The sequence below is a fragment of the Burkholderia cepacia genome, assembly GCF_001039005.1.
GTDB lineage: Bacteria > Pseudomonadota > Gammaproteobacteria > Burkholderiales > Burkholderiaceae > Burkholderia > Burkholderia theae.
Genome location: NZ_LDWR01000106.1, coordinates 1 through 485, shown reverse-complemented (window position 1 = coordinate 485; position 485 = coordinate 1). Strand labels below are relative to the sequence as shown.

Sequence of the window (485 nt, the reverse complement as noted above, 5' to 3'; positions counted from 1 at the left end):
TCGTCGATGCCGCTCGGAGTCGTAACCGCGATCGGCGTAGACGATGCGTGGCCGCTGAAGTGGGTGGCCGCGCAATCCGCGAATCGGCGGAATCGCGTCGATCAGCGGCAGCAATTGCGTGACGTCGTTGACGTTCGCCCCGGTCAGGATCGCGGCGAGCGGGGTGCCGTTGGCATCGGTGACGATGTGGTGCTTGGAACCGGGTCGCGCGCGATCGGTAGGGTTTGGCCCGGTTTTTGGCCTGCCCCAACGGCGCGAATCGACGATGAATCGACGGCGGCTCGTGAGAAGTCGATCTTGTCTGCTGCGCGCAGCTTTGCGAGCAGTAGCTCGTGCAAGCGATCCCACACGCCGGCTGCTTGCCAATCGCGCAGCCGTCGCCAACATGTCACGCCCGAGCCGCATCCCATCTCGGCCGGCAGATCGCGCCAGCGCAGTCCGGTCTTGAGAACGAACAGGATGCCGGTCAGCGCGGCGCGATTCGA

The 485-nt window shown here is 65.6% G+C and carries 1 pseudogene; it reads right to left on the bottom strand.

The window, feature by feature from the left end:
• Positions 1–485 (bottom strand): annotated as a pseudogene (locus VL15_RS41370) (IS5 family transposase); the annotation flags it as partial.